The following is a 25,677-nucleotide window of genomic DNA, read 5'->3' as shown; positions in this document are numbered from 1 at the left end:
TTTCTAACAGAAACATTCCGGGGAAGCAAGGAGGAGCAGGTGGCCAATCTGGATTTTTTTTCACTCTACAAGAATATTATTGCGATTCCGTCCATCAGCAGCACGGATCCCCGCTGGGATCAGAGCAATGAGGCGGTGATCCGGCTGCTGGCCGACTGGTTCGGTCAGCTCGGCTTTCAATGCGAGGTGACCGCCCTGCCCGATCTGCCGGGCAAGTTCAATCTGGTGGCGACGATAGGTCAAGGCGAAGGGGGGCTGCTGCTGGCGGGCCACACAGATACGGTGCCGTTCGACGAGGGCGCCTGGCGCAAGGATCCCTTCAAGGTGACCGAAGAGGGCAACCGCCTATATGGCCTCGGTACCATCGATATGAAGGGCTTCTTCGCCTTTATCGTCGAGGCGCTCAAGGAGATCGACCTCAAGACCCTCAACAAGCCGCTGCGGATCCTGGCTACCGCCGATGAAGAGACCACCATGGCGGGCGCGCGCGCCATCGCGGCGGCGGCCGAGCTCAAGCCGGACTACGCGGTGATTGGCGAGCCGACCGGACTGGTGCCTGTGGTGGCCCACAAGGGACACATGTCGGAAGCCATCCGCATCACAGGCAAGAGCGGTCACAGCTCGGATCCCGCCAACGGCGTCAACGCGCTGGAGATCATGCACCAGGCCATGGGTCAGGTACTCAAGCTGCAGCACAGCCTGAAGGAGAAGTACGCCGACCACAGATTCGCCGTGCCGCAACCGACCCTGAACCTCGGCTACATCCAGGGGGGCGACAGCCCGAACCGCATCTGCGGTTGCTGCGAACTGCACATCGACATGCGTCCCACCCCACAGGTCGGCCCCGACGAGCTGATGGGCATGCTCAAAGAAGCGCTCTCCCCCATCGAGATTCACCAGCCTGGCTGCCTGCACCTGCAACACCTGCACGAGCCGATCCCGGCCTATGCCTGCGCAGATGACTCGGAGCTGGTGCGCGAGGCCGAGAGGGCCAGCGGCCGGGCCGCCGAATCCGTGAACTATTGCACCGAGGCCCCCTTCATCCAGCAGCTCGGTTGTGAAACCATAGTGCTGGGCCCCGGCCACATCGCTCAGGCCCACCAGCCGGACGAATATCTCGATCTGTCGTTCGTCAAACCGACCACCAGCGTATTGCAGCACCTGATCCGCCGTTTCTGCCTCTGAACTGACGGGAATGTAAGTAAGTTACATGACATCGCACCTCGGGACAGGTGATGGAAATACATGTTCTGAATCGGCCTGTTATTTGACCTTGCGCAGACAATCTGGGTAGATTGTCACCCTAAGATGACGGAGCATATGTTGTAATCGCACAACAATAAGTGAGGTCGTCTCGCACCCCGGATGGGTGTCAGGCACCAACAAGATAAGGATGTGGAATGAACGAAAAGTACGCCGCACTACGCGCCAACGTAGGCATGCTGGGTCAACTGCTGGGCAAGTCCATCAAGGATCATCAGGGACAGGCCTTCCTCGACAAGATCGAAACCATTCGCCAGCTGGCCAAATCCTCCCGCAAAGGCAATGAGACGGACCGGGAACGTCTGCTCGACACCCTGCGCAACCTGAGCGACGACGAGCTGCTGCCGGTTGCCCGCGCCTTCAGCCAGTTCCTCAACCTGGCCAACGTGGCCGAACAGTTCCACACCATCTCCCGTCGCTGCGAAGAGCAGGTCTGCACCCCGGATCCGCTCGAGCAGATGTTCGACAAGCTGAAAGCCTCCAACCTGTCGCAGGAGGCCATCATCCAGGCCGTGCGCGAGCTGGACATCGATCTGGTGCTGACCGCCCACCCCACCGAGGTGACCCGTCGCACCCTGATCCACAAGCATGTGCAGCTCAACGACTGCCTCGAGGCCCTGGAGCTCTCCGATCTGCTGCCCCGCGAGCGGGACAAGATCCTCAATCGCATCGAACAGCTGGTCAACCAGGCCTGGCACACCAACGAGATCCGCGAACAGCGCCCGACCCCGGTGGACGAGGCCAAGTGGGGCTTCGCCGTGGTGGAAAACAGCCTGTGGCCGGCCATTCCCGAATTCATGCGCAATCTGGACGAGCGGCTGCAACACCACCTGGGTGTGCGGCTGCCGCTGGATGCCGCGCCGGTCAAGTTCACCTCCTGGATGGGCGGTGACCGCGACGGCAACCCCTTCGTCACAGCCAAGGTGACCGCCGAAGTGCTGGAGCTGGGCCGCTGGATGGCGGTGAGCCTGTTCTACAAGGACATCAAGGAGCTCACCTCCGAGCTCTCCATGTCCGACTGCACCGACGCCGTGCGCGAGCGGGTCGGCGATCACCCTGAGCCCTACCGCGCCCTGGTACGCGAGCTGCGCGAACAGCTGCGCGAGACCCAGGAGTTCCTCACCGCCAAGGTGCAGGGCCAGGCGAGCGAGAGCCGGGATCTGGTCAAGACCACCGCCCAGCTGCGCGAGCCACTGGAGCTCTGCTACCACTCTCTGCACGCCTGCGGCATGGGCAACATCGCCGATGGCATGCTGCTGGACGTGCTGCGCAAGCTGGCCTGTTTCGGCATCCACCTGGTCAAGCTGGACATCCGCCAGGATGGCGAGCGCCACGGCCAGGTCTTCTCCGAGCTGACCCGCTACCTCGGCATGGGCGACTACGCCGAGTGGAGCGAGGACGACAAGCAGGCCTTCCTGCTCAACGAGCTGAACTCCCGCCGCCCGCTCATCCCGACCGACTGGGCGCCGAGCGACGAGACCCGCGAGACCCTGGACACCTGCAAGGTCATCGCCCAGCACGATCCCGATGCCTTCGGCATCTACATCATCTCCATGGCTGGCGCGCCGTCCGACGTGCTGGCGGTGCAGCTGTTGCTGAAGGAAGCCGGCTGCAAGTTCCGCATGCCGGTCGCCCCGCTGTTCGAGACCCAGGAAGACCTGATGGCGGGTACCGCCGTGATGGAGCGCCTGCTGTCGGTGGACTGGTATCGCGGCTACATCCAGGGCCGTCAGTACGTGATGATCGGCTACTCCGACTCCGCCAAGGACGCGGGCATGATGGCCGCCGGCTGGGCCCAGTACGCCGCCATGGAATCCCTGGTGGCACTGGCCGAGGCCAACAACCTGCGCCTCACCCTGTTCCATGGCCGTGGCGGTACCGTCGGTCGTGGTGGCGCGCCTGCCCATCAGGCGATCCTGTCGCAACCGCCGGGATCCCTGCGCGGTGGCCTGCGGGTGACCGAACAGGGCGAGATGATCCGCTTCAAGTTCGGCCTGCCGAAGGTGGCCATCCAGAGCCTCAACCTCTACACCAGCGCCGTGCTGGAGGGGAACCTGCTGCCGCCGCCCAAGCCCAAGGAGTGCTGGCGCGCCGTGATGGAGCAGCTGGCGTCCGTCTCCTGCGATCACTACCGCAGTATCGTGCGCGGTCATCCGGACTTCGTGCCCTACTTCCGCGCCGCCACCCCGGAGATGGAGCTCGGCAAGCTGCCGCTCGGTTCGCGCCCCTCCAAGCGCAAACCCAACGGCGGGGTCGAGAGCCTGCGCGCCATCCCCTGGATCTTCGCCTGGACCCAGAACCGGCTGATGCTGCCGGCCTGGCTCGGTGCCCACAAGGGACTGCAGCAAGCCATCGCCGACGGCCAGAAGGGCGTGCTGGAAGAGATGAGCCGCCAATGGCCCTTCTTCCGCACCCGCCTCGAGATGCTGGAGATGGTGTTCCTCAAGGCTGACGTCTGGCTGGCCGAGTACTATGACACCCGGCTGGTGCCCAAAGAGCTGTGGGGCCTCGGCAAACAGCTGCGTCAGGAGCTTGCCGACTCCATCCAGGTGGTGCTGGAGCTGCGCCCGCAGGGCGACTTGCTCGACGACCAGCCCTGGATCAAGGAGTCCATCAAGCTGCGCAACCCCTACACAGACCCGCTCAACGTGCTGCAGGTCGAGTTGCTGGGCCGCTCGCGCAACCATGCCGAAACTCTGCATCCCGAGCTGGATCAGGCGCTGATGGTCACCATCGCCGGCATCGCCGCAGGCATGCGCAACACGGGTTGATAGTCGGGGCTATCAAGCTCCCCTCCATGACAAAGGGCGCCTCGGCGCCCTTTGTCATATCTACAAGGCCCGCTGGAGCCATGTTGCCGGAGAATCCTTGGTCGTTAGGCGTTGCCATGGAATCGCAGGGTCGATTAACTATCAGGGGCAATCGCCCGCTTTACAGCTTTATAGGATGGTGGATGCAAGCCTGCTGGTCTTGAAGGGGTTTCGCCCGCCCTTCGGGCTGGGACGAGTGACTTTGGAAAGACCCAAAGTCACCAAAGGTCTTCTCCCCCGCTTTTTCGCCCGACTACGTCGGGTACCTTCGTCTCACCCTCTTGTCCGACGGCACGCGCCGACGGGCCATCCATGGCCCGGCGCCACTCGCTCGACATCCTGTCTCGCGACCTGGACAAGCGTACTCGCCTCAGCGAATAAGAGGGGGAGCCAATACCGTGCCCGCTCTTGACCAGTCTGTGCGGAAGCAATGCCCGATCATGCTACCTGTGCAAGTCCGGTTATTACCTGACTCCTGCCAGCAACCTGTTGAAGAAGCTAAAAACAGGCCGCTTACGGGATAGGGAAATCAGCCCGTAGACCTAAAAACCTGCCGCTAAACAATAAAAAGAGGCGCCACTGGCGCCTCTTTGACTGAACGGCTTGTCCGCTGTTACAGGCTGGCACAGATCTGCCAGAGGTCGTACTGGATGGCGGCGGCCGTCACTTCCCGGCCGGCCCCCGGGCCCTGAATGACCAGCGGGTTGGTGCGATAGCTGTCGCTCTCGATGGCAAACACGTTGTCGCACGGCAGCAGGTTGGCGAACGGGTGGTGGGGCTCCAGCGCCTCCAGCCCGACCCGCGCCTTGCCGTCGTGCTCGAAGCGGGCGACATAACGCAGCACCTTGCCGACCCGGCGCGCCCCCTCGAAGGCGGTCTGGATCGGGTCATCCAGCTCCTTGAGCCTGTCCATGAACTGATCCGTGCTCACCTTGCGCAGGGAGACGGGCACCAGGTTCTCCAGCTCGATGTCGGCGGAGTCGAGCTCGAAACCCGCCTCCCGCGCCAGAATAAGCAGCTTGCGGCGCACATCCTGGCCGGAGAGATCCTCGCGGGGATCCGGCTCGGTCAGGCCGTGTTGCCACGCCTCGTCCACCAGCTCGGAGAAGGGGCGACTGCCGTCATACTGCTGGAACAGCCAGGAGAGAGTGCCGGAGAAGATGCCGGAGACCCCCTGGATGCGATCGCCGCTCTGGCGCAGCATCTGGATGCTGGACTGGATCGGCAGCCCGGCGCCGACGGTGGCGTTGTAGCGCCACTGCACCTGATGGTCGCGGCAGGTCTGCTTGATGCGCTGGTAGAACTCGCTGTCGGCGGCGCCGGCAAACTTGTTGGCGGCGATGATGTGAATGCCGAGCTGGGCAAAGTCCGGGTAGTAGCGGCTCACCGTCTCGCTGGCGGTCATGTCCAGCGCAATCAGGGTATCGAAGCCGTGCTGCTCCAGCTGGGCCAGCAGCTCGGGCCAGATCAGCGGCTTGGGATTGAAGTTGTCCTGTACCTTGAGGGGATCCAGCCCCTCTTCATCCAGCAGGCCCCCTTCCGAGCTGAACACACCGTAGAGGGTGAGCGCCAGGTTCAGTTCATGCTCGAGCCGCGCCTTCTCGCGGGCATAGAGGTTCAGCCAGTGGCCGCCGATGTTGCCCTTGCCGAACACCACCAGCCCGACCCGGTTCGGGCGGCTGAACAGGGCGCTGTGCAGGGCGATCAGCAGTGGCTCCAGCACCACCTGGCGCAGCACGGCCACCAGGCTCAGGCCATCTTTGGCCACCTGCACGAACTCCAGCGGCTGATCCGCCAGCAGCTGGTAGAAGCGGTGACACTGCTCGGCGTTGTCGGTGACGCCGGCCCCCACCAGCGCCACCAGGCTGTAGCCTTCACGCTGGATAAGACCGGTAAAACTGCCCTGCAGCTGGAAGTCGCGCAGCAGCTCGAACGCCCCCTGCGCCACCTCGAGGGTGTAGGCGAGGCGCAGGATCCGGCGATCCGGCTGGCGCTGCAAGGTGAGCGGGTTGAGGCGATGGCGGGCCAGATAAGCCTCGATGGCCGCCACTGTCTGCTCAAAATCAGTCTGCGGCAGCACCTTGAGTTCGATGAGGGCGATCTGATCCACCGAGGAGACGATGCGGGCGCCGCCGGAGCGCGGTGCACGGCGCAGAATGTGGGTGCAGCCTTCATCCGGGTTGTAGCTGCAGCGCAGGGTGAGGCGCTGGCGGCTGTCGGCCACCGGCTGCAGGGTGCGCGAGTGCAATACCGAAGAGCCTAGGCGAGCCAGCTCGTTGGCTTCGGCCAGGCTCAGGCGCTCCAGCAGGCGCGCTTCCTTCACCCGGCGCGGGTCGGCGCTGTAGACCCCGGCCACGTCGCTCCAGATGGTGGTGGATTCGCCGTCCGCCAGCAGGGCCAACAGGCTGGCGCTGTAGTCGGAGCCGTTGCGGCCGAGCAGCAGAGAGCGTCCCTCCATGTCGGCGGCGATAAAGCCGGTCACCACGATGCGCCCGGCGTGTTCCGCCAGCCGCGCCTTGAGCAGTTCGCTGGAGAGTGCGGTATCCACCTTGATCAGGGCGCCATCCTCGGCGCGCAGGAAACTGCGGGCATCGAGCCAGATGGCCTTGTCACCGCGACTGGTGAGCAGGGCCGCCAGCAGGCGCGCCGACCACACCTCGCCAAAGGCGAGCAGGCCGTTGCGCTCGAAGCGGTCAAACTGCCCCTCCAGGGTCTTGGCGATGAGCTGCATGTCGTCGGCCAGCTGCTGGCTCAGTTCGAGGTGAAGCCCTCCTTCCAACAGACCGTCGATCAGGCTCTGCTGATAGGCCTGCAGGGCCGAGATGGCCTCGCCGGCGGCTTCATCCCCGGCTTCGGCCAGCTCCACCAGCTGGATCAGCCGGTTGGTGGTCTTGCCGGCGGCGGAGACCACCACCAGCTCTCGCCCGCCCCCCTGCTGCTCGGCTTGTTGTTCGAGAATGCTGGCGACCCGGCGGTAACAGACCGGATCCGCCAGGCTGCTGCCACCGAATTTGTGGACGTGACGTCGCTTCAAGCCTGCTTCTGTTGCCACCGCGATCTCTCCTTGTTGCTGCTGTTCCATTACTTCGCCACCTGCTGTGCCTGCTGTGCTTGTGCAAACGCCTGGGCCAGATCGGCCACCAGATCCTCACCGTGTTCGATACCGACCGACAGGCGCAGCAGCTGGCTGCTGATGCCTGCCGCCTGCTGGGCGGCCGGGGTCATGGCCCTGTGGGTCATGCTGGCCGGATGGGCCACCAGACTCTCCACCCCGCCGAGGGATTCGGCCACCGAGAAGAGGGTGAGGGCCGCCAGGAAGGCGCGAATGCTCGCCTCGCCGCAATCGAGCTCAAAACTTAGCATGGCGCCGAAACCGGACTGTTGACGGCGCGCAATATCGTGGCCCGGATGGCTCGGCAGGCTGGGGTGATAGATGCGTTTGACCAGCGGTTGCTGCTGCAGGAAGGCGAGGATGCGGTCGGTGTTCTCCTGATGGGCGCGCAACCTGGGGGCCAGGGTGCGCAGACCGCGCAGGGTGAGGTAGGAGTCGAACGCCCCGGAGGTGAGCCCCAGACAGTTGGCCCACCACACCAGCGACTCGGCCAGCTCGGGTTCCTTGGCGATCGCCACCCCGCCCACCACGTCCGAGTGGCCGTTGATGTACTTGGTGGTGGAATGCACCACCAGATCGGCCCCCAGCGCCAGCGGCTGTTGCAGCAACGGCGACAGGAAGGTGTTGTCCACCGCTACCTTGGCCCCCGCCGCGTGGGACGCCTCGGCGATGGCGGCGATGTCCACCACCCGCAGCAGCGGGTTGGAGGGGGTCTCCACCCAGACCAGCGCCGGTTTTTGCGAGAGCGCCTCGGCCAGTGCCGCCGCATCCCCCTGATCGACGAACTGCACCCGGTAATGGCCCTTGGCCGCCAGGTACTCGAACAGGCGCCAGGTGCCGCCGTAGCAGTCGTGGGGGGCGATCAGCAGATCCCCCGCCTTGAGCAGGGCGGTGGTGACCAGATGAACGGCCCCCATGCCGGTGCCGGTCACCACGGCGCCAGCGCCCCCTTCCAGGGCCGCCAGGGCGTCCGCCAGATTGGTGCGGGTCGGGTTGCCGGAGCGGGCATAATCGTATTGACGGGGCTCGCCAAAGTCGGCAAAGGTGTAGTTGCTGGAGAGGTAGATGGGCGGCACCACGGCACCGTGTTGCTGGTCAGTCTCAATCCCGGTGCGCACTGCCTGGGTGGCCTTGTGGGTCATGTCACTCTCCTTGATGTCTCTTCACACGCTGGCATGCTGTTTCTGCCACGCGCCATCCCGCCATTGCAGGCTCATGGTGACCCACACTACGCCAGCTTAAAAAGGCCGTCAACACTTCTAGACGTCTAAATGGCTTTGCTGTTGGATTGCCATTGATTTCCTTAAGGGTTAAAATCCGCGCTCACGGCTAAACGAGAACAGGTGGATCATGGGTACAGAGTGGAACGGCGACTACGTCAGCCCCTACGCGGAGCACGGCAAGAAGAGCGAACAGGTCAAGAAGATTACCGTCTCGATCCCGCTCAAGGTGCTGAAGGTGTTGACCGATGAGCGCACCCGCCGTCAGGTGAACAACCTGCGTCATGCGACCAACAGCGAGCTGCTCTGCGAAGCCTTCCTGCACGCCTTCACCGGTCAGCCGCTGCCCTGCGACGAAGATCTGCGCAAGGATCATCCGGACAGCGTCCCTGCCGAGGCGCGTGCCATCATGGAAGCGCTGGGCAAAGAGATCGAAGATTTCGACGCCGAGTAATCTGCAGCAGATGCCAGACAGCAAACCCCCTTCGATGACGCGGCCCCAGGCCGCGTCATCGCTATCCGCCCCTTTCAGCCTGCGTCGCTACCAGAGCGACGTCTGCAGCCACAGCCACGACCATGCCCAGCTGGTGATCCCCCTCGACGGTCCCATCGAGATCGAGGTGCAGGGCCAGGGGCGGCGGCTTGCGCCCGGCTTTGCCTGCATCATCGCCCCCGGTGAGCGGCACGACTACGCTGCCGATCCGGCGCTCTCGTTTCTGGTGCAGGAGAGTCACTGGCTGCCCGGCGAGCTGGGCGAGCGCCCCTTCATCGAGCTGGACGAGGCTCAGCGCCACTACCTCGCCTTCCTGCACCGCATGGTGGCCGAGGGGCGCCACGTGGCCGGCATGGAGCAGGTGTGGCTGGGTCTGCTGGCAGAGGCGCAGCAGGTAGGCTCGCGCGGCCGAGCCCGCCTCGCCCCGCGCATCGGAAAGGTGCAGCGCCATATCGAGGCCCATCTCGCCGAGCCCCTCAGCAACGAGCGGCTGGCCGCCATCGCCTGCCTCGGCCAGAGCCAGTTCAAGCACGCCTTCCAGCAGCAGGTGGGGATGAGCGTCTCCCACTACATCCGGGCGCGGCGCATGGCATTGGCGCGTACCCTGCTCGCCCACACCGCCCTGCCCGTCGGCGACGTGGCCAGCCGCTGCGGTTACCAGAATCAGGGGGCCTTCGGCGAGCGCTTCCTGGCCGAAACCGGAGTGACCCCTTCCCTCTGGCGCCAACAAAACGGCCGCTTGCCGTAACCGGGCGGCCGTTTGCCGAAGACGGCGCTGGTGGTTTCGAGGCATGCTGAGGCTCATGCAAGGTATGGGCAACGAGGAGCCAAGATGCAGACCATAAGCTGGCAGGATTTCGAGATGGTGGAGCTCAGGGTGGGCACCCTGGTGCGGGTCGAGCCCTTCCCCGAGGCGCGCCGCCCGGCCTACAAGGTGTGGGCGGATTTCGGCCCCGAGCTCGGGGTGCGCAAGAGCAGCGCCCAGATCACCGACCTCTATCGACCGGAGGAGCTGGTAGGTCGCCAGATCGTCGCCGTGGTGAACTTCCCCCCCAAGCAGATAGGCCCGATCCAGTCGGAGTTTCTGCTGACCGGCTTCTACCGGCCGGATGGCGCCGTGGTGATCGCCATCCCCGAGCAGGCGGTGCAAAACGGCGCCAAGCTCGGCTGAGGCCACCACCGGACGGATACAAGAGAGGCGACCCTGGGGTCGCCTCTCTCTTTTGCGGCTGGTTGCTCGCCGTTACTTCAGCAGGCTGAAGATCAGCGCCGACACCGCCAGCGAGCCGGTCAGCAGGATGAAGCCGTTGGCCCAGCGCTGGCGGAAGCGCGCCAGCGCCTCCACCTTGTAGATGGCCACCACCGGCATGATGAACAGGATCATGGCGATCACCGGACCGGAGAGGGTCTCCATCAGCCCCAGGATCCCCGGGTTGATGATGGCGGCGCCCCAGATGGAGAAGAACATCAGGGCGATGCCGAGCTTGTCCGCCTTGGCCAGCGACAGACCGGTGGGCTTGGCGATCAGGCTTTTCAGGCTCTCGCGGGCCCCGAGGAAGTGACCGAGGAAGGAGGAGCTGATGGCGATGAAGGCGATGAGCGGCCCCAGGGTCACGATCACCGGGTTGTCGGTGATGTTGGCAAGATAGGAGAGTACCGAGACGTTCTGGGCCTTGGCCTCGGCCAGCTGGGCCGGCGAGAGGCTCAGCACGCAGGAGAAGACGAAGAACAGCACGAAGCCCACCAGCATGACGGTGGTGTTGCGCAGGATCAGACTGCTCTTGGCTTCCGCCTGCTCGCCGTACTCCCGGCGCTGCACGTTGGCAAAACCGGAGATGGCGGCGGCGTGGCTGAAGGCGAACACGGTGACCGGCAGCGCCAGCCAGACGGTGTTGAGGAAGCTGCCTCCCTCCAGGCTGCCCAGCTGTGGCCACTGCCACTGGGGAATGAGGTAGCAGGAGAGGGCCGCCAGGATGGCCGCCAGTGGATAGACCATGACGGCAAAGGCGCGCAGCATCGCCTTCTCACCGGCCAGCATCACGGCGATCATGGCGAACACCAGCATGCCGGAGAGCATCACCCGGTTCGGGGTCGCCATGCCGAGCTGATTGATCATGAAGCTCTCCACCGTGTTGGTCAGCCCGACCCCGTAGATGAGCAGGATCGGGAAGATGGAGAGGAAATAGAGCGCCGAGATGAGGCGGCCGGCCATCTTGCCGAAGTGCTCCTGGGCCACCTCGGTGAAGTCGGCGTGGGGGAGCGAAGAGGAAAGCACGAAGCGCGCCAGCCCGCGGTGCGCCAGGAAGGTCATGGGGCCGGCCAGCACGGCGACTATGATGAGGGGCCAGATCCCGCCCAGACCCAGGTTGATGGGCAGGAACAGGATGCCGGCACCGACGGCGGTACCAAACAGGCTGATGACCCAGTGGGTGTCGTGGCGGCGCCAGGGGGTGGCGCTGACGGTGGTGGAGCGGGAACCGGACAGCTCCCCTGTGACGTCTACAGATAAACTCATTACTAATTCACTTTTTGTCAGTATTTTAATCTGAGTTCATTGTGGTTTATCGGGATTTAATTCTCAAAAATCCCCCCTGAAACATATCACTACCATTACGGGCTTCAGCCAGTGAGATTGGGAATGGAATCGGGATCACATAAATGAGTAAAACTAAATTCAGTCAATTTAGTGAAATTTAAAACCAAATTTTCATTCATGGTCAATTTTTTATTTTGACCAAATGATCGTTTACAGAATTACCTGAAAAATCGTGCCATTCCGCCGCCCTCTCTTGTGATGATTCACTGTCATTCCCGCGCTTTGCCAGCGGATATTCCTGTTCATCCCCGATAAAACCAGCGGATCACACCATGCAATCAGGCGGCCATGGGGCCGCCTGATTGCCGTCAACGATAAGATATTCACCCGCTCAGTGAGCCAGAATGCTGCCCCAGGCGAGATCCGGATCCCCCATCACGATGAAGTCCGGGTTCTCCAGCGACTCCGTCTCGTTGTAACGCAGCGGCTGCAGCGCCAGGCTGAGGATGCGACCACCGGCCGCCTCGACGATGCACTGGGCGGCGGCGGTGTCCCACTCGCCGGTGGGGCCGAGCCGCACGTAGCAGTCGGCCGCCCCTTCCGCCACCAGACAGGACTTGAGGGAGCTGGAGCCGAGCGGGATCAGCTCGTAGTTGATGGCCGGGTTGAGGCGGCGGGTCAGGTTCTCCAGCTTCTGGCGGCGACTGATGGCCACCACCAGCGAATCGGGCTGATCGTGTTCGTGGTGCATGGCGCTGATGGGGTGCACCTCGCCGTTCGCCTCCTTGAAGGCGCCATGGCCGCGCACCGCCCAGTAGAGCACGTCCGACTCGGGGGCATAGATGACGCCGAGTACCGGCACGTTATCCTGTACCAGGGCGATCAGGGTGGCGAAGTCACCGCTGCCGGCGATGAACTCGCCGGTGCCGTCGAGGGGATCCACCAGCCAGTACTGACGCCAGTTGGCGCGCTGACTGAAGGGGATGTCGGCCGCCTCTTCGGTCAGCACGGGAACATGGGGAGTGAGCGCCGACAGCGCCTGTTTGAGGTAGGCATCGGCAGCAAGATCGGCACTGGTGACCGGGGTCGCATCCTCCTTCAGCTGACGCTCGAACTGACCGCCGTGATAGATTTCGTGAAGGATCCTGCCCGCTTCGCGCGCGATCTCCTTGACCCCCGGCACCCAGGCCAACAACTCCTGCATCTTGTTATCCTCTGTATTCAAACTGCCCCTGCGGGCTACTCTGCCTGCTCCGCCAGCCAGCGTTGGGCCAGCAGCAGCGCACTGATGCTGCGCGACTCCGTGAAGTCGGGTCGCGCCAGCAATTCGTCGATCCGGTTCAGCGGCCAGGGGATCACCTCGAGGGGCTCGGGCTCGTCACCCACCCGCTGCTCGGGGAAGAGATCCCGCGCCAGCAAGATGTCCATCCGGCTGGAGAAGTAGCCCGGCGCCAGCGACACCTGCTTGAGCAGGGTCAGGCTGTTGGCCCCGAAGCCCGCCTCCTCCATCAGCTCCCGGTTGCCCGCCTCGAAGGCATCTTCGCCCGGGTCGATCAGTCCCTTGGGAAAGCCCAGCTCGTAGGAGTGGGTGCCCGCCGCGTACTCGCGCACCAGCAGCAGGGTGTGGGCATCAAACAGCGGCACCACCATGACGGCGCCCCGGTTGCCGCCACGCATCCGCTCGTAGACCCGCTCCTCGCCGTTGGAAAACTTGAGGTGAAGCGACTCCACCTTGAACAGCCGGCTCTCGGCCACTATCTCGGCATTGAGGATCTCCGGCTTGCTCTTGTCGTGCGCCATGGTGTCGACGCTGAGGTGGACGGGTTTGCGTTGGTGGTGATCACTCATCGGGGCTGGCTGCTCGTTAAAAAATCGTGTTTCAAGAGTAAACGACTCCCCTCTCGAACACCACGGGGCAAGGGTGGGAAAGCGGCGGGAAAAATCCGTTATAATGCCCGCCCGTTTCGACCCGACCACCGAGGCCCCATGCCGACCCCACTGCCCTGGCACCAGATAGACACTGTCCTGCTCGATATGGATGGCACCCTGATCGATCTCCATTTTGACAACCACCTCTGGCAGCAGCTGGTCCCCGAGCGCTATGCCGAGCGACTCGGCCTGCCGCTGGCCGAGGCCAGAGTGCAGATCGAGGCGCACTACCAGGCCGTCAGCGGCACCCTCGACTGGTACTGCGTAGATTACTGGAGCGAGACGCTCGGGCTCGACATCCGCGCCTTCAAGCAGGAGATCCTGGAGAAGATCCAGTGGCGCCCCAACGTCATCCCCTTCCTGGCCGCGCTCAAGGCCGCCGGCAAGCAGCTGGTGCTCTTCACCAATGCCCACCCCGCCAGCCTGTCGGTCAAGGATGCGCACCTCGGCCTCGCCGAGCACCTCGATCTGATGGTGAGCACCCACGAGCTGGGCTGGTCGAAGGAGAGCCAGCACTGCTGGCAGGCACTGGCCGAGCGGCTGGCGTTCGACCCGGCTCGCACCCTGTTCGTGGATGACAGCGAGCGGATCCTGCGCGCCGCCGCCGATTACGGGATCGGCTACCAGCTCGCCATCCAGAACCCGGACAGCCGGCAGCCCGAGCAGCGCATCACCGCCTTTCCGGCGATCCGCGACTACGCCGAGCTGTTGCCCCTCGGCACCTGATACGCTCAAGGCCCTCATCGCGAGGGCCTTGTCATATCGGCTCAGCAGCCAGTCCGCTGATTAAAGCCCTCAGGCCGCATCGCGCGGGACCAGCACCCCCATGCCGGCCAGGTAGTCGAGGGCGCTCGGGGTGAAGCCGATCTCTGCGAGGTGCGCCGCCGTGAAGGGGGCGCGCTGCAGCGGCAGGCCGCGGCTCACCCGTTCCATCCAGTCCGGATTTCCGATCGCCGCCGTGCCCACCGCTACCAGGTCGGCGCCGCCGGCCAGGGCCAGCTCGGCCGAGGCTGCATCGTGGATCTTGCCCGCCACCATGAGCGGCACCCGCCCGGCCAACCCGACCCGCACCGCCTCCAGCAGGGCGCCGCCGTCGGGGTCCCCCGCCACCGCCTTGAAGCTGTCCCCCATGGAGAAGTGCAGGTAGTCGATCCCCTCGTCCGCCAGCAGGTGCGCCACCGCCAGCTGATGGGGCAGCTCTATGCCCTGGATATGGGCATAGCTCTCGGGGGAGAGGCGCACCCCGACCAGAAAGTCCCGGGGCAGGCGGGCGCGGATGCCGCGCACTATCTCCACCAGGATCCGCGCCCGGTTGGCGATGCTGCCACCCCAGCGGTCGGTGCGCCGGTTGTGCAGGGGGTTGAGGAAGTTGCAGAGCAGGAAGTTGTGGGCCCCGTGCAGCTCGACCCCGTGCAGGCCGGCACCATGGGCCCGCTCGGCGGCGCCCACGAAGGCCTCGATCAGCGTAAGAATCCCCTCCTCGCTCAGCCCCTTGACCCCGAGCGGGTAGCGCCCGCCCGGCGCCAGCGCGCACGGACCGACCGGCGCCCCGTCGTTCAGTTCGGGCAAGGCCCGCATCCCGCCGTGATGCAGCTGCACCACCGCCAGTGCCCCGGCCTGCCGCGTACTGTCGGCCAGGGCCGTGAAGGCCTGCTGCTGGGTGTCGGTCATCAGGGCCGGCTGCCCCGCCCAGCAGCGTCCGCCGGGCTGTACCTGGGTAGCGGCGGCGATGAGCAGGCCGAAGCCGCCGCGAGCACAGCGTGCCAGCCAGTCGAGCTCGGCCTGAGCGGGATCGCCGCCTGCACCGCTCATGTTGTGGGTCAAAGGGGCCAGCACGGCCCGGTTTTTGAGCCGCAATCCGGCCCGTTCGAAGTGGAAGCTGTCGCCAAGTGCCTTGTTCATCGCCCTCTCCCGGGATCGCAATGGAATGGCCGCCACTATAAACCGGGACAATCAGGATATAATCAGGCACACAAGCAAGGCATTCATTCCCAGCAAGACACAATAGGTCACCCCTCATGCGTCACCACAAGCTCGACACCCTCTACCTGATGCGCCTGCTGGTCGCCATCGTCCGCTGCGGATCCTTCGCCGCGGCGGCGGCCCAGCTCGGCATCACCCCGAGCAAGGCCTCCAAGGATCTGCGCCACCTGGAGCAGAGCCTCGGCAACACGCTCTTGAGCCGCACCACCCGCCGGGTGCAACTAACCGATGCGGGGGAGCTCGCCTACCGCCAGGCCGACCAGATGATCGCCCTGCACGAGCAGTTGCTGGACGGCCTGCAGCGCCGCCGCTCGGCCCTGTGCGGGGAGCTGCGCATCACGGCGCCGGATCTGTGGGGCGAGGTGGTGCTGACCCCGGTGCTGCTGCGCTTTCGCGCCGACCACCCCGAGGTGCGGATCATCGCCGACTTCAGCAATACCCCGGCCGACCTGCTGCGCGACAACCTGCACGTGGCGTTTCGCAGCACCGAGCTTGGCAGCCAGCCCTATCTGGCGCGCCCCATCGCGGTGGACGATCTGGTGCTCTGCGCCAGCGCCGACTACCTGGACCGCCACCCGCCCTTGAGCGAGCCGCAGGATCTGCAGCAGCACCCCCTCATCACCCGCTGCCAGGAGTACAGCCGTCACGAGTGCTGGACCCTGCTTGCCCAGGGGCGCGAGATCCCGCTGGAAGTGGCGGGCGAGCTGGCCTTCAGCAGCAAGAAGGCGATTCACCAGGCGATGCGCCAGGGGCTGGGGATCGCCCGCCTGCCGCGCTACCTGGTGGCGGCCGAGCTGGCCGAGGGAGTGGTGCGCGAGGTGCTGCCCGACTACCGTCCCAAGGGAACCGGCTTCTACGCCCTCTACACCCAGCGCCGGGCCGAGTCGGCCCTGGTCGGCCACTTCCTCGACTACGTCATCGAGGCGCTCACCCCCTCATGAGCGGATCACCAGGTGGTACTGCTTCTTGCCCCGGCGCAGCAGCAGGTAGCGGCCGAACAACCAGTCGCCGTCGGTCACTGGCCCATCCTGGCGGATTGCACCGTTGAGGCTGACCGCCCCCGCCGCCAGCAGCTCGCGAGCGATGCGCCTGGAGTTCGCCAGGCCGCACTCCACCAGCAGGGTCACCAGATCCGTTTCCCCCTCGATGGGACTGCTCGACAGGCCATCCTGGGCCAGCTGGGCCAGATCGCTCTCGCCAAGGCGGGCCACGTCACCGCTGAACAAGAGCTCGCTGATGCGCCGCGCCGCCGCCAGCGCCCCCTTGCCGTGCACCAGCTCGGTCAGCTCGTCCGCCAGCACCTGCTGGGCCAGCTTGCGCCCCTGCCGCGTGGCATCCTCCACTTCCAGCGCCTCAATCTCGGTCAGCGCCATAAAGCTGTAGTAGCGCAGGAAGCGGTAGACATCCTCGTCCGCGGTGCCGAGCCAGAACTGGTAGAAGGCGTAGGGCGAGGTGAGCGCCGGATCGAGCCAGATTGCGCCCCCCTCGGTCTTGCCGAACTTGGTGCCATCGGCCTTGGTGATGAGCGGCAGGGTCATGCCATAGACCTGGGCCTGATTGAGCCGGCGGGTGAGGTCCATGCCGCTGGTGATGTTGCCCCACTGGTCGTTGCCACCTATCTGCAGGGTGCAGCCGAGGCGTTGGTTGAGCACCGCGAAGTCCTGGGATTGCAGCAGGGTGTAGGAGAACTCGGTGAACGAGATGCCCTGATCCGGTCGGGCGAGGCGCTGGCGCACCGACTCGCGGGCCAGCATGGCGTTGACCGAGAAGTGCTTGCCGATGTCCCGCAAAAAAGCGAGGGCGGACATCTGCCCCATCCAGTCGGCGTTGTTGACCAGCAGCGGCGCCGCCAGCCCGTCGCTCGCCGGTAGCAGGGCACTTATCTGGGCAGACAGGCTGGCTACCCAGCCCTGCACCGTCTCGGCGCTGTTGAGGCTGCGCTCGCTTGCCTTGAAGCTGGGATCGCCGATAAGGCCAGTGGCACCACCCACCAGCGCCACCGGGGTGTGGCCGGCGAGCTGGAAGCGGCGCAGCATCAGCAGCGGCACCAGATGGCCGATATGCAGGCTGCCGGCGGTGGGATCGAAGCCGCAGTAGACGATGCGCGGGGTGGCGAGGTGATCGGCCAGCGCCGCCGGGTCGGAATTCTGGGCCACCAGGCCGCGTTTGGTCAGCTCATCGAGCAGGTGGGGGTTGATCATGGGTACTCCAACAGCAGAGGGAAAAGGCTACATCCTCGCCGCTCCGGCCCGCGCCGAATATGTCCCCCAGGGGACAGTTTTGCCACTCCCGTGCTAGCATCCGGCCATAGTGTGACCATCGCACGACCATCGCGGGGAGCCTGCCCGCCACCCGGAACTTATTGCCATGACCCAACCCCTCACCGCAGATTCGCTGACCACGAACCTCACCGCCGTCGTCGATGCCCTGCATGGCAGCGGCTTCCCGGCAGCCCTAGTGCGCCTTATCCAGCAGCAGGTGGCGTTCGACTGCGCCCTGCTGCTCGGGGTGGGACAGCGCCCCGTCTACCTCTATGACAACCTGCACCACCAGCGGGCGCTGCTGTTCGATCGCTACCTCACCCGCCACTTCAGCCAGGATCCCTTTATGCAGGCGCTGGAACGGGGGCTGGGGGCCGGAGTCTGGACCCTGGCGCAGGTGTCGCGCGGACGGCTCGACCCCGAGTATCGCCACCACTTCTATCAGGCCACCGGCTGGCAGGAGGAGGTGGGGCTGATCCTGCCGGTGCGCGACGGCCTCACCCTGATGCTGTTTCTGGGCCGCCTCGACAAGCGCAGCTCCCTCAGTCGTGACGAACTGGCCCGGCTGGAGGCGCTGTTTCCGCTGGTGCATTCGCTGTGCCGCCAGCACTGGCGGGAGGGAGCCGCGTTGCTGGCCCAGAACCCGATGCTACCGGGTGGCGCCGATCTCAAGGCGACGGTGGAGCAGGCCATCGCCAGCGTGGGGGGCGCAAGCCTCACCCGCCGCGAGCGTCAGGTGGCGGGATTGCTGTTGCAGGGGCTGGATACCGAGGCCATTGCCGGAGCGCTTGGCATCGGCAGCGGCACGGTGAAGAATCATCGCAAGCACCTCTACGCCAAGCTGCACCTGCGCTCACGGGCCGAGCTGTTCCGCTTCTTCCTCAATCACCTCATCACGGCGCCGGCCGGCACCTCCCCATAACGACACCACCCCGCCGAGGCGGGGTGGTGTTGATGCATGCCAGATCAAACGGCAAGACCGTCAGATGCGGCCCTGGTAGCGCAGCGGGAAGCGCCCCTGCCCATCGGGCTGGCCGAGGAAGGGAAGTCCCTGCTTCATCTGCTCCGGCAGATCGGGCCCGGGTTTGAGGGTGCCCTGGAACAGGTACTGGCGATTGGCCTGCAGCTCCAGCTTGCCCTGCACCTGTACCGCCTCCGAGCCCTGCTTGAGCTCGGCCACCAGCCGGGAGTCGATGCAGGTCAGCTTGATCTCGGGATCCCCCAGCACCAGCTTGCCGGCCGGGGTATCGGCATCGGCCCCGTACCAGTAGAGGTTGCCGTAGAGGTTGTCGCACCAGGGGTTGCCCTGGGCAAACTGATCGAGCTTGAGCTGCAACTGGCCAGCCACCGTCACCGGCACGGGCAGTTGCATCGGCACCCGCGCCAGCAGCCAGGGGGCCGGCACGTTGAGGGTGATGTCGCGGCCGAAGGCGGCGCCGCTCCAGCCGACCACCCCCTGCCCGTTGAGGCCGCTGCGCTCGCCAAAGCGCAGGGACACCTCAGGGGCAAAACGCAGCAGCGACCAGCCGTTGAGCTCCCAGCGCAGCTGGGTCAACGACTCGCTGGCGTATTGCAAGCGGGCGACCTGGCCGTTCCAGAGGGTGCCGCTCACCCCTTCCAGCTGCACCAGGGGCGGTAGCGGCAGGTAGCGCACCACCAGAGAGGCCGGCAGCTTGGCCAGCAGGAAAACCAGATAGGCCGCCAGAAACAGCACGGCAATCAGCACTCTTTGCTTCATAGAAAACGACTCGACTGCAAACGCCCGTTCAGGCGCGAGGCCCTGCTCGGGACGCGTTGTTTCATTGGGGACGGCTCAGCTGCAAGCGGCGTACCTTGACCAGACCGGGCGCCAGATTCTCGCTGGCCAGCTCGATCACCTGTACCTGCACGCCATGGCGATCCGCCAGGGTCGCCAGCCAGATCAGCAGATCATCGAACGCTACCGTGTCGATCCACACCTGCAGCTCCTGGCCTTGGGGCTGCAGCCGGGCAATCTTGATCTTCTGGTTGAAGGCGGTGCGGTTGACCACCCCTTCCAGGGTGCCGCTGGTATCGAGCTGGCGGCCCTGGCCACCCTGCAGCGCCAGCACCTCTTCACCCTTCTCTTTCAGCCAGGCGAGGGTCTGCTGCTGGCTCAATACCTGCCGCTCGCGCTCGTCGATGCGGTTGCCGATGGGCTGCCAGATGACCCAGTAGCAGAAGCCGATCAACAGTACGCTGCCACCCACCGCCACCAGCCGCTGCTCGCGGGCGCTGATGCTCCGCCACCAGCCTTGTAGTTTGTCCATCATGATGATTTACCCTTCAGCACCAGTGCCCCTTCGACCTTGCCTTCGGTGCTGCGCACCTCCCCCTGCTGCACCTCGAAGCGCTTGCCGGCCAGCTCGCGAAAACGCTCGATCTCGGCAAAACCGGGGGCCGTCACCTGCAGCCTGAGCTCGCCGCGAGCCGCGTCAAAACGCAGCACCTCGGGCTTGAGGCCAGGTACTTCGGCAAAGGTGGGCGCCAGCTCGGTCAGCACCATCAACACCCCGTCCTGGGGCGTTTGCCCCAGCTGCTGGAGGTGCTGGGTCATCTGGCTGCGCACGTTGACGATGCGGCTCTCCCCCGGGAAGATCCGGGTGTAGACCTGCCGGATCTCCGCCTTGAGCGCCTTGTCCTGCTCCGCCAGCTGATAGAGCTGTACGCCGCGCTGGGCGAACGCCACCACCAGCAGCGCCCCGGCCACCACCGCCACCTTGCGCCACTGCTGCCAGTAGCGGGAGTATTCGGTCTGCGGCCGGTATGGCCCCTGCAGCAGGTTGGCCTGACTGGCGAGCGCGCCCCGGGCCAGCAGCAGCATGGGCAGTTCGGGATCGGCCGCCTGCCAGCTGGCCGCCGCAATGGCCGGCGGCGGGGTATGGCAGTGAATGGTCACCGGCGCCGGCTCCGCCGCCAGCAGCATGGCCAGCAGCGGCTCGTCGGCGACGATGCCCTGACAGGGCCCCTGGCGCAGCAGCCACTCCTTGCCCAGCTGCAGCGCCGACCAGCCCTCGCTCGCCTGCGGCAGCGCCAGCACGTCCGGCAGCAGTTGCCGGCTCTTGAGACCGGCCTGCTCCAGCCAGCCGAGCCAGGTCTGCATCTTCTCCTTGTCGACCGCCATCAGGTCCACCTCGTGACCCTGATGGCCCAGCACCACCAGGTGCAGCTCATCCACGTCGGAGGCGATTTGCTCCTCCAGCAGATAGGGAAGCGCGGCCGCACTCTGGCGGCTGTATTTGCCCGGCAGGCTCACCCGCCGGAAGATAAGATCGCTGCCGGGCACCAGCACCACCGCCGGGCGGCCGCCGGCCCGCTCCTGCAGCTCGCCCAGGGCATGGGCCGAGGCCAGGGTACCGGAGGCAATCACCTCCTCCTCCCCGCCCGACCACACCAGCCACTCGACCGGCTGCTGCGCATTGGTCCCCAGACGGATGACCAGACTCTCGCTCACTAATGTCTCTCCTGCCATGCTCGCTCGCACCCCTCGGGATGGGCGGGCGCGCAGCCATGGGCTGCAGTCCAATCGGGGGATGGCGCGGGCCGGCCAACGACCGTCACCCGCCTCCCTTGTTATTCGGCGCCGCCGTTCAGACGGCGCAGCATCACCAGCTTGTTGTCCTTGCCGCGCACGAAGACGCTCTCCAGCCTGGCCCGGGTGTCACCCACCTCGGCAAGCAGCCTGGCTTCGAAATAGCTGCTCTTGACGTCCAGCGCCGCATCCAGCCCCGGAATGGAGCTCACCTGCAGCGGCATCTGGTCCGTCATCTCCTTCTTGTTCTTCCACCCCTTCTGGGGACGGCTGGTCAGCACCCGCTTGGCATCGTCCAACCCCACCTTGTCCAGATAGAGCGCCACCAGCAGGGCCGACTGCTCCGGCCGGATGGTGTTGACGTTCACCACCAGCTTGTCGTTGGGCAGGGCGCACACATAGGGGGCCAGCCGGGCGTACAGTTTGGCGCTCACCCCGCGCACCGCCCGCAGCTCGTCGGTGCCGAGCATCCACTGGTTGGCGGTCAGATAAGGGGGGGTGAGCCCTTCGTAATAGGCATCCTCGGCGCCGTAGCTCGACACCAGCACGGTATCCTTGTCGGTCCAGTCGCGGATGGCATCGGTCAGCTGCACCGCCTCGTAATCTTCCACCTCGAGCTGCTTGAGCAGCGCCTTGAACACCTTGACCGGATAGGGCTGCTTCTCCAGATCGTCGCCGCTGATCCCGTCCTTCAACGGCACGCTCAGGCTGTTGAGGTTGAAGCAGGATTGCAGGTCTCGCACCCGGCCGGTGAGCTTGCCGTCATCCACCGGGAAGACCGCGTCCTGGCGCGCCCAGTTCTGCCCCAGGCTGACCACGTTGGGGTCGTCCTTGAAATCCTGGGCCAGCACCTTGCTCACCAGCGCCTCCGCCGACATGGCATACCACCAGGCCTGCTTGCCGGCGGTGAGGTTGGCGGTACGACGCAGCTCCAGCTGCAACCGGCCGCTCATGTTGCTGGCGATGATCACCATCACCGACAGGATGAGCAGCACCACCAGCAGGGCCATGCCCCCCTGGCGGCGCGGTGTGGTGCGGGATCGGCCCCGGCCGCGCTTAATTGCCATTGTCCGCTCGCTGGCCGCCGGCGCCGATCAGGAACTGGCGGCGAATGGTGCCGTAGTCTTCAAGATCCAGCTCCACCGCCAGCCCGTAGGGCAGCACGTTGCGCTGGGTCCACTCCTCTTTCCAACTGCCCTTGTCGTAGAAGTAGAGCCGCAGCGCCGTCACCCGATCCAGCATCGGCTGAATGCGCGGCTCGGTGCCGATCACCGGATCCGGGTAGAGGTAGCTCAGCCGCTCCAGCTTGTGATCCTTGAGCCGCCAACCGACCCGCTGCAGGCCGGAGCGCGGCAGCATGCCGTCCGGGTTGAGCCAGCCGCCGCGCATGAAGGCCATGCCCCAGTCGTCGCTCTGCTGGCCGAAGCGGGAGGCCGCCAGCAGCACCTTGTTGCTCTCGCCGTCGATGCGGCCGCTGCGCGGCACCATCTGGGTGACGTCCCGCTCCAGCACGGAGAAGGCCAGCTGCAGCTCGGAGAGACGCGCCTCCTTGCGCTTGGCCACCTCGTCGCTGGTGAGCACCCCTTGCAGCACCTGATAGGCGCCCAGGCTCAGGCCGGCGAAGATGGCGATGGCCACCAGCATCTCCAGCAGGGTAAACCCCGTCTGACGCCGGCTAATGGAGAGACGTTGGTGAATGTTCATCGGCTGATGCCGGCTCCGGCTTATGGAGACACCTTGATGCAGGTTCATCGGCTGATATAGGTCCGGATCATGGCCACCGGGCTGTCGGCCTTGGGCGCAGTGCGCACTTCCATGTCCAGCGCCTTGAAGTTGCTGTCGGCGGTGGCGACGCCGCGATAGCGCCAGTACCAGGTCTGGCCCGCCATCTGCTCGTCCCCCTCCACCCAGCTGTCACCGGGCCACTTGGCTTCGAGCTTCTGCTGCACCAGCTGGTTCTCCACCACCCAGGTTGCCAGGGTCTTCTGTTCCAGATAGTTGAGGCCGGAGAGGTGCTCGCTGGCGGTCTTCATCACCGCCAGCCCGGCGATGGCGAACACCGCCAGCGCCACCATGACTTCCAGCAGGGTCATGCCGCGGGCGTTCATTCCTCTTCCTCCTCGTCCTGCAGCAGGCGCAGGCGGCCGAACTCGTCCGCCTTGACGGTGCGCACATAGCGCTGATCGTCGTCCTGCTGGGTCAGGGTCAGCACGAAGGGGGTCAGCTCGCCACCGGGAAAGATGAACACCTGGGGCGTGCGATCCTTCTCTTCGCGCCCCTTCTCGTACTTCTCGTCGGAGTCGGTCCGCCAGCTGAAGCCCTCGAGCTCGATGGCCAGCTGCATGTTGTCTGGCAGCTCGACCCGATCCAGCAGCTTGTCGCCGCTCATCACCTGCCACTTGCGATCCTTGGCCGCGCGCTGCATGAACTGCCAGCCGTTGTCCTCCACCCGCAGGCCCACCAGCCGGCCATCCATCACCGAGTACTCCTGCGCCTGCTGCAGCACGGCCATGAAGCGGCGCGCCTGCTTGTCGAGCTCTCTATCCCCTCTTGCGCCACCCATGCTGAGGGTGACGGCAGTGGCCACCAGACCCATCAACATGGCCACCAGCAACACTTCCAGCAGGGTAAAACCGGCCTGGCGACGGGCAGAAGAGGCCGCCTTCATTCAGGCAGCCTCGGGATGACTCGGTGAGCGCGGCGCGGCGGGATCACTTATTGGAAGTCCTTCAGGTTCCAGTTGCCGATGTCGTCATCGGTACCGGCTTCGCCATCCAGCCCCATGGAGAAGATGTCGATCTTGCCGAACTGGCCCGGGCTCAGCATCTGGTACGGGTTGCCCCAGGGATCCTGCGGCAGGCGCTTGATGTAACCCCCTTCCCGGTAGCTGCGCGGCTCAGGTGCGGCGGTCGGCTTGTTGACCAGCGCGTCCAGCCCCTGCTCGGTAGTCGGGTAGCGGTTGTTGTCCAGCTTGTACATGTCGAGGGCGTTTTCCAGCGCCACTATGTCGGAGACCGCTTTCTGCTGGTCGGCCTTCTCCTTGTTGCCCATCAGGTTGGGCACCACCAGGCTGGCCAGGATCCCCAGGATCACGATGACCACCATCACTTCCAGCAGGGTAAAACCCGATTGACGACGCTTTTGCATGACTTACTCCCTCACGAAATGAGATGGCATGAACCATCAACGATTAACTGTTAAACCACGATCGTTCGATGACGCCTGTCGGCTAATCGAACCTACGGAGTTGATTGGACTGGTAGGTTCGAATAGCGAAGCATATTCGAACGTCCGAACCTTACAAATTCACCATATTGTTGAGCTCCAGGATCGGCTGCAGGATCGACATCACGATGAACAGCACCACCCCGGCCATGGAGACCACCAGCATGGGTTCGAACACCCCGAGGGCGATGTTCACCTGGGTTTCGAACTCCCGATCCTGGTTGTCCGCCGCCCGCTCCAGCATGTTGTCGAGCTCGCCGCTCTGCTCGCCGGAGGCGATCATGTGCAGCATCATGGGCGGAAAAATTTTGGTTTCATCCAGCGACTTGCGCAGGCTGGTCCCCTCCCGCACCCGCTCGGTGGCCTCACCGATACGCATGCGGGCAAAGTCGTTGGAGAGCACTTCGCCGGAGATCTTCATCCCCTCCAGCAGCGGCACGGCGCTGGCGTTGAGGATGCTTAAGGTGCGGGCGAAACGGGCAGTGTTGAGACCGCGGCTGACCCGGCCGATCACCGGCAGACGCAGGATCAGCTGGTGCCAGTGACGACGACGCTTGTCGTCGGTCAGCCACCAGCGCCAGACAAAGCCGCCCACCAGCAGCAGCAACAGGAACCAGAGGCCGTAGTGCTGCATCAGCTCGCTGGTACCGATAAGGAAGCGGGTGGTGGCCGGCAGTTGCTGGCCCATGTGTTCGAACTGGGCCACCACCTTGGGCACCACGGCGGTGAGCAGGATGGAGATCACGCCGATGGCGACGCAGGTCAATACGATGGGGTAGATCATCGCCTGCAGCAGCTTGGTGCGCATGTGCTGACGCTGCTCTGTGTAGTCGGCGAGGCGGTTGAGCACCTTCTCCAGGTGACCGGACTTCTCGCCGGCCGCCACCATGGAGCGGAACAGCTGATCGAACACATGGGGGAAAGCCCCCAGCGAATCGGCCAGCGAATAGCCCTCCACCACCTTGCTGCGCACCGTGGCCACCATGCTGCGCAGGTGGGCCTTCTCGCACTGCTCGGCGACGGCCTTGAGTGCCTCTTCGATGGTGAGGCCGGCCCCCACCAGGGTCGCCAGCTGGCGGGTGATCATCGCAAGCTCGGCGGTGCTGGCACCACGGCGGAACAACACGAAGCGGTTCGCCTCGCGCTTGGCCTTCTCGGTGGTCTCGTTCACCTCGAGCGGGGTCAGCCCCTGCTCGCGCAACAGCTGGCGTACCTGACGGGCGGAATCCCCCTCCAGTACGCCGCTCTTGTTGCGACCCTTGCCGTCGAGGGCCTTGTATTCAAATGCCGCCATC

The 25,677-nt window shown here is 65.1% G+C and carries 24 protein-coding genes; 8 read left to right on the top strand and 16 right to left on the bottom strand.

From position 1 onward, the window contains the following. Positions 1-39: 39 nt before the first annotated feature. Both argE and ppc read left to right on the top strand, forming a co-directional pair. Entirely contained in the window at positions 40-1,185 is a 1,146-nt protein-coding gene (argE, locus tag CK627_RS06760; protein WP_024943617.1) for an acetylornithine deacetylase, read from the top strand. A gap of 215 nt (positions 1,186-1,400) precedes the next feature. Then, positions 1,401-4,034: a phosphoenolpyruvate carboxylase gene (ppc, locus tag CK627_RS06755; protein ID WP_095591965.1), complete on the top strand. Its 2,634-nt coding sequence runs from the start codon at positions 1,401-1,403 to the stop codon at positions 4,032-4,034. 652 nt (positions 4,035-4,686) lie between these two features. Here ppc and CK627_RS06750 read toward each other — a convergent pair. Then, on the bottom strand, positions 4,687-7,155 hold the full coding sequence (locus tag CK627_RS06750) for a bifunctional aspartate kinase/homoserine dehydrogenase II (RefSeq protein ID WP_095591964.1): 2,469 nt from the start codon (positions 7,153-7,155) through the stop codon (positions 4,687-4,689). Then, complete coding sequence (gene metB / locus CK627_RS06745; RefSeq protein ID WP_095591963.1) at positions 7,155-8,327, bottom strand: cystathionine gamma-synthase; 1,173 nt, start codon at positions 8,325-8,327, stop codon at positions 7,155-7,157. The genes CK627_RS06750 and metB overlap by 1 nt, the downstream gene beginning before the upstream one ends. 208 nt (positions 8,328-8,535) lie before the next feature. Here metB and metJ point away from each other — a divergent pair, with 208 nt between their 5' ends. From metJ to CK627_RS06730, 3 genes are all read left to right on the top strand, one after another. After that, entirely contained in the window at positions 8,536-8,859 is a 324-nt protein-coding gene (metJ, locus tag CK627_RS06740; protein WP_005308521.1) for a met regulon transcriptional regulator MetJ, read from the top strand. 34 nt (positions 8,860-8,893) lie between these two features. Then, on the top strand, positions 8,894-9,646 hold the full coding sequence (locus tag CK627_RS06735) for an AraC family transcriptional regulator (protein WP_095591962.1): 753 nt from the start codon (positions 8,894-8,896) through the stop codon (positions 9,644-9,646). An 84-nt stretch (positions 9,647-9,730) separates the two neighbouring features. Continuing rightward, on the top strand, positions 9,731-10,069 hold the full coding sequence (locus tag CK627_RS06730; protein ID WP_095591961.1) for a tRNA-binding protein: 339 nt from the start codon (positions 9,731-9,733) through the stop codon (positions 10,067-10,069). 72 nt (positions 10,070-10,141) lie between these two features. Here the strand turns inward: CK627_RS06730 and CK627_RS06725 are convergent, their stop codons facing one another. The 3 genes from CK627_RS06725 to nudE all read right to left on the bottom strand — a co-directional run bounded on the left by CK627_RS06725 (position 10,142) and on the right by nudE (position 13,282). After that, positions 10,142-11,413: an SLC5/6 family protein gene (locus CK627_RS06725; RefSeq protein WP_095591960.1), complete on the bottom strand. Its 1,272-nt coding sequence runs from the start codon at positions 11,411-11,413 to the stop codon at positions 10,142-10,144. A gap of 412 nt (positions 11,414-11,825) precedes the next feature. After that, the gene (gene cysQ, locus CK627_RS06720; protein ID WP_005308514.1) at positions 11,826-12,638 is read right to left on the bottom strand and encodes a 3'(2'),5'-bisphosphate nucleotidase CysQ; all 813 of its coding nucleotides are present in this window, start codon (positions 12,636-12,638) and stop codon (positions 11,826-11,828) included. Between the two features lie 35 nt (positions 12,639-12,673). Next, a complete protein-coding gene (nudE, locus tag CK627_RS06715) occupies positions 12,674-13,282 on the bottom strand; it encodes an ADP compounds hydrolase NudE (RefSeq protein ID WP_010635219.1) in 609 nt (202 codons plus the stop codon). A gap of 138 nt (positions 13,283-13,420) precedes the next feature. Between nudE and yrfG the strand changes: the two genes are divergently transcribed. Continuing rightward, complete coding sequence (yrfG, locus tag CK627_RS06710) at positions 13,421-14,089, top strand: GMP/IMP nucleotidase (RefSeq protein WP_017787456.1); 669 nt, start codon at positions 13,421-13,423, stop codon at positions 14,087-14,089. 69 nt (positions 14,090-14,158) lie between these two features. Here yrfG and CK627_RS06705 read toward each other — a convergent pair whose 3' ends face one another. Beyond that, the gene (locus CK627_RS06705; protein ID WP_095591959.1) at positions 14,159-15,265 is read right to left on the bottom strand and encodes an NADH:flavin oxidoreductase; all 1,107 of its coding nucleotides are present in this window, start codon (positions 15,263-15,265) and stop codon (positions 14,159-14,161) included. Between the two features lie 116 nt (positions 15,266-15,381). On the opposite strand from CK627_RS06705, the gene CK627_RS06700 reads away from it, so the two are divergent. Continuing rightward, complete coding sequence (locus CK627_RS06700; protein ID WP_095591958.1) at positions 15,382-16,287, top strand: LysR family transcriptional regulator; 906 nt, start codon at positions 15,382-15,384, stop codon at positions 16,285-16,287. On the opposite strand, the gene tyrS is transcribed toward CK627_RS06700, so the two are convergent. Continuing rightward, positions 16,282-17,547 carry a tyrosine--tRNA ligase gene (tyrS, locus tag CK627_RS06695; protein WP_095591957.1) on the bottom strand — a complete coding sequence of 422 codons (1,266 nt, stop codon included), beginning with the start codon at positions 17,545-17,547 and terminating at the stop codon, positions 16,282-16,284. The genes CK627_RS06700 and tyrS overlap by 6 nt on opposite strands. 166 nt (positions 17,548-17,713) lie before the next feature. Between tyrS and CK627_RS06690 the strand changes: the two genes are divergently transcribed. Further along, complete coding sequence (locus CK627_RS06690) at positions 17,714-18,529, top strand: helix-turn-helix transcriptional regulator (RefSeq protein WP_095591956.1); 816 nt, start codon at positions 17,714-17,716, stop codon at positions 18,527-18,529. A 60-nt stretch (positions 18,530-18,589) separates the two neighbouring features. Here CK627_RS06690 and exeN read toward each other — a convergent pair whose 3' ends face one another. The 9 genes from exeN to exeF form a co-directional block, all read right to left on the bottom strand. After that, positions 18,590-19,345: a GspN family type II secretion system protein ExeN gene (exeN, locus tag CK627_RS06685; protein WP_095591955.1), complete on the bottom strand. Its 756-nt coding sequence runs from the start codon at positions 19,343-19,345 to the stop codon at positions 18,590-18,592. Positions 19,346-19,406: 61 nt separating this feature from the next. Beyond that, complete coding sequence (gene exeM, locus CK627_RS06680) at positions 19,407-19,898, bottom strand: GspM family type II secretion system protein ExeM (protein WP_005308496.1); 492 nt, start codon at positions 19,896-19,898, stop codon at positions 19,407-19,409. Beyond that, positions 19,895-21,079 (bottom strand): GspL family type II secretion system protein ExeL, encoded by a 1,185-nt coding sequence (gene exeL / locus CK627_RS06675; RefSeq protein WP_017780399.1) that lies wholly within the window; start codon positions 21,077-21,079, stop codon positions 19,895-19,897. Before exeL ends, exeM begins: the two co-directional genes overlap by 4 nt. Before the next feature lie 119 nt (positions 21,080-21,198). Beyond that, a complete protein-coding gene (gene exeK, locus CK627_RS06670) occupies positions 21,199-22,224 on the bottom strand; it encodes a GspK family T2SS minor pseudopilin variant ExeK (RefSeq protein ID WP_095591954.1) in 1,026 nt (341 codons plus the stop codon). Beyond that, positions 22,214-22,861: a GspJ family T2SS minor pseudopilin variant ExeJ gene (gene exeJ, locus CK627_RS06665; RefSeq protein ID WP_095591953.1), complete on the bottom strand. Its 648-nt coding sequence runs from the start codon at positions 22,859-22,861 to the stop codon at positions 22,214-22,216. The genes exeK and exeJ overlap by 11 nt, the downstream gene beginning before the upstream one ends. A 44-nt stretch (positions 22,862-22,905) precedes the next feature. After that, the gene (exeI, locus tag CK627_RS06660) at positions 22,906-23,265 is read right to left on the bottom strand and encodes a GspI family T2SS minor pseudopilin variant ExeI (protein WP_005308487.1); all 360 of its coding nucleotides are present in this window, start codon (positions 23,263-23,265) and stop codon (positions 22,906-22,908) included. Beyond that, positions 23,262-23,825: a GspH family T2SS minor pseudopilin variant ExeH gene (exeH, locus tag CK627_RS06655; RefSeq protein WP_017783588.1), complete on the bottom strand. Its 564-nt coding sequence runs from the start codon at positions 23,823-23,825 to the stop codon at positions 23,262-23,264. Before exeH ends, exeI begins: the two co-directional genes overlap by 4 nt. Before the next feature lie 47 nt (positions 23,826-23,872). Continuing rightward, positions 23,873-24,304 (bottom strand): GspG family T2SS major pseudopilin variant ExeG, encoded by a 432-nt coding sequence (gene exeG, locus CK627_RS06650; RefSeq protein ID WP_005308483.1) that lies wholly within the window; start codon positions 24,302-24,304, stop codon positions 23,873-23,875. A gap of 151 nt (positions 24,305-24,455) precedes the next feature. Next, positions 24,456-25,676, bottom strand: a complete 1,221-nt coding sequence (exeF, locus tag CK627_RS06645) for a GspF family T2SS innner membrane protein variant ExeF (RefSeq protein WP_017765226.1) — start codon at positions 25,674-25,676, stop codon at positions 24,456-24,458. Position 25,677: the final 1 nt, after the last annotated feature.

The organism is Aeromonas dhakensis (assembly GCF_002285935.1).
Classification (GTDB): Bacteria; Pseudomonadota; Gammaproteobacteria; order Enterobacterales; family Aeromonadaceae; genus Aeromonas; species Aeromonas dhakensis.
The sequence above is the reverse complement of the archived record's forward strand: the minus strand, read 5'-3'. Positions and strand labels throughout refer to the sequence as shown.